Below are 3,355 nucleotides of genomic sequence, written 5' to 3'. Positions count from 1 at the left end.
AACTGCGTTATCTCGCGTATTGGCAATCCGGTCGGGACTATTGGGCTAGATCCGTCGCCAACTGAATTTAATGCGCCCAAACGCAACGAACCCCGGAAAAACCGGGGTTCGTCAGCAATCTGACCGGCGGTGATCCCGCCGGTTTTTTTGTGCCTGCTCCTGATGTCAGAAGATTCGCCTTGACAGATCGTCTTCCTCGGAGCCTCCATTGCGGTCGTTCTCGGTTTCGGATGTCAGGGGCGGTGGCGCATCCTCTTCCCGGAAGACCTCGAAAATGCCATCCTCGCCCGGTCTTGCGCGCTGTCCGGTTTCGGGGTTGATACGGATGTTAACGATTCCGTTGGGCCGGGGCATCAAGGAGGAGGGCGCTCCGTCGAGCGCTACTTTCATATAGTCCAGCCAGATAGGGAGGGCGGTGCTGGCGCCAAACTCACGTCTGCCGAGAGGCGCCGGTTGGTCGAATCCTACCCAGGCGGTTGTGGCCACTTCATGATTGAAGCCAGCGAACCAGGTGTCTTTTTGCTCGTTGGTGGTACCGGTTTTTCCGGCAATGTCATCCCGGCCCAGCGCCAGTGCCCGGCGACCGGTGCCGCGGCGAATCACGTCCTGCATCATTGAGTGCAGGATGAAAACCGCACGTTCGTCTGCGAGTCTGCGCATCACGCGGACGTCTGGCGATTGGTCGCCCCTTTCCGACGACTCCGCGTCGGTGCCTGCGTCGCCTTCCTCCATGCCCGATTTTGCTTGTTCTGCAAGCTCGTCGCAGTTTTCATCGCACAGAATGGTTTTCGGGGCCTGGTAGATGGTTTCGCCCCTGAAGTCGCTGATGGTATCGATCAGGTAGGGTTCGACGTCATAGCCTCCGTTGGCGATCACGGCCATGGCTCTGGCCAGTTCCATGGGAGTAAGCTGTCCGCTGCCGAGCGACAGCGACAGGTCGTCGGGCATGTTTTCGGTCGGAATTTCCAGCTGTTTCAGGTAGTCGAGAGTTTTCTCTATGCCCAGATCACGCAGGAGCCGGATTGAAACCAGGTTACGCGAGCGATAAAGCGCTTCCCGGAGACGGGTGGGGCCATAGAACTGTCCAGAGGAGTTCTGGGGCCGCCATGCGGTCTCAAGTTCGGAGTCGTCGAAGACGATTGGCGCATCGTTATAAATAGTGGCTGGCGTCATGCCGCTTTCCAGGGCGCTCAGGTAAAGGAAGGGTTTGAACGTAGAGCCCGGCTGTCTTCGTGCCTGAGTGGCCCGGTTGTATTTGCTCTGGCCGAAGCTGTACCCCCCGCTCAGGGCCTCAATGGCACCGGTTTTGGCCTCGAGTGAGATCAAGGCGCCCTCAGCTCTGGGGATCTGGGCGAGTGTGACGGTCGCTGTTTGGGGCCGGGTTGTCTCGTCGACCAGGGGTTCGGTCCCGCCGGTCTCGGGCTCCAGGGCGATCTTTTCCGGGGTTTGAGCGCGCACATAGACGACATCGCCACGGGAAACTACGTCCGAAGGTTTCTCCGGTTCCGGCCCGGTGAGGTTTTCGGTTCTATACCGCCTGGCCCAGGTCATGGACTCGAAAGGCATGACGGCTGGACCAATGCGGCGTACGTGAACGCTGACTTGGCCGGCTTCGTCGTCAACTTCCTTGACGATCGCGGGTAACAGTGACTCTACGCGTGGGTAGTTCAGAATCAGGTCGGACAGTTCGCTGGTTGCCAGTGTTTCCTGGTCGATCTGCCCGATGGCGCCACGGAAGCCGTGCCGGCGGTCATAGGCTTCGAGGCCGTCCCTGAGGGCTTCAGTAGCAACCTGCTGTTTTCGCCCGTCCACCGTCAGGGTAACCGTGTAGCCATCGGTATAGGCGTCTTCACCAAACCGCCGAACCATTTCGGATCGGGCCATTTCTGCAACATAGTCGGCGTCGACTTCTGTTTCCGTGCTGTTATAGCTGGCAGTGATGGGGGCAGAAACCGCAAGCTCGCGTGCATCCGGGGTGATGTAGCCCAGGTCCTGCATGCGTCCGAGAATCCAGTTTCGGCGGACCATCGCCCGGTCGGGATTGGCCAGTGGATTAAAGGCCGAGGGCGCCTTGGGCAAGCCGGCCAGCATCGCCATCTGTGCCAGAGACAGTTCCGAGACCGGTTTGTTGTAATAAACCTGCGCAGCGGCGGCAATGCCATAGGCCCGATTGCCGAGATAGATCTTGTTCAGGTACAGCTCGAGAATGCGGTTTTTGTCCAGTTCACGTTCAATCTGAAGAGCCAGAAGTATCTCGTTGAACTTCCGTATAAAGGTTCGGTCCCGTGACAAAAAGTAATTTTTTGCAACCTGCATTGTGATGGTACTGCCCCCGGACTGGATCTCACCGGTGGAGACCAGTTCGATGGCAGCCCGCGCCAGGCCTTTGATGTCGACCCCGAAGTGCTCATAAAAACGCGAGTCTTCAGCCGCCATAAAGGCTTGTAACTGAATTGTTGGGATCTGTTCGATTGTGATGGGTGCCCTTCTCTTTTCACCGAATTCTGCTATTAATCTGTTGTCTTTGCTATAGACCCGTAATGGCGTCTGAAGCTTGATGTCCAGAAGCTGATGTACCGGCGGAAGGCCAGGGCGAAGGTAAAGATAGAAGCCTGAGGTTACGATAACGGCGACACTCAGTCCGGTAAGAAACAACCAGGCAAAAAGGCGAGATGTGCGCAACAAATGAGACATTTTTTTCTGACAACTGTTGGATATAGGTCTATCATTTGAGAAATTGCTTTAGGATGGAAGAGTCGCTTCACCGCTGCAATAGTTCTCAATTAAAGAAGAACAGGCATTGTAGACGGAATGGTGAAGAAATTCTCTTAAATAAAAAACACATAAGTTACGTAACCGGGTGCATCTAACCAGGTATAGGGTGAGCGCGTGTTTGGATTAGGAAAGAAATCCAGTGCAGTGCTGGGCGTGGATATAAGCTCCAGCTCGGTCAAACTTCTGGAGTTGTCGAAGCAGGGCGACCGTTTCAAGGTCGAAAGCTACGCGGTGGAGCCTCTGCCGGCCAATGCTGTGGTCGAAAAGAATATTACAGACGTTGAAGCGGTGGGCGAAGTGATGAAGCGCGTTGCTTCCAAGTCCCGCTCAGGCGTTAAACAGGTTGCAGTGGCTGTTTCAGGCTCTGCGGTAATTACCAAGGTCATCCAGATGGATGGTGGCCTTAACGAATTCGAGATGGAAGATCAGATTGCCCTTGAGGCCGATCAGTACATTCGAGGCTGTAAACCAAATTGTGTAACTGCCCACGACTGAGTAATCTTTTCAAAAGGATACCATCGTGGGTACGCAATTGGACCAAGAAAAACTTAAAGCTATGGCCGCCGAGCTGGCCAAGGAC

Annotated in this window: 1 protein-coding gene and 1 pseudogene; one reads left to right on the top strand and one right to left on the bottom strand. The window is 55.6% G+C overall.

What is annotated here, in order from left to right; all coding sequences use genetic code 11:
- Positions 1-165: 165 nt before the first annotated feature.
- Entirely contained in the window at positions 166-2,694 is a 2,529-nt protein-coding gene (locus KEHDKFFH_RS19860) for a penicillin-binding protein 1A (protein WP_104323500.1), read from the bottom strand.
- Between the two features lie 195 nt (positions 2,695-2,889).
- Between KEHDKFFH_RS19860 and pilM the strand changes: the two are divergent.
- Positions 2,890-3,231, top strand: a pseudogene (pilM, locus tag KEHDKFFH_RS19855) (pilus assembly protein PilM); the annotation flags it as partial.
- Positions 3,232-3,355 lie beyond the last annotated feature (124 nt).

The organism is Marinobacter maroccanus (assembly GCF_002933275.1).
Classification (GTDB): Bacteria; Pseudomonadota; Gammaproteobacteria; order Pseudomonadales; family Oleiphilaceae; genus Marinobacter; species Marinobacter maroccanus.
This window is presented reverse-complemented; position numbering and strand designations above follow the sequence as displayed.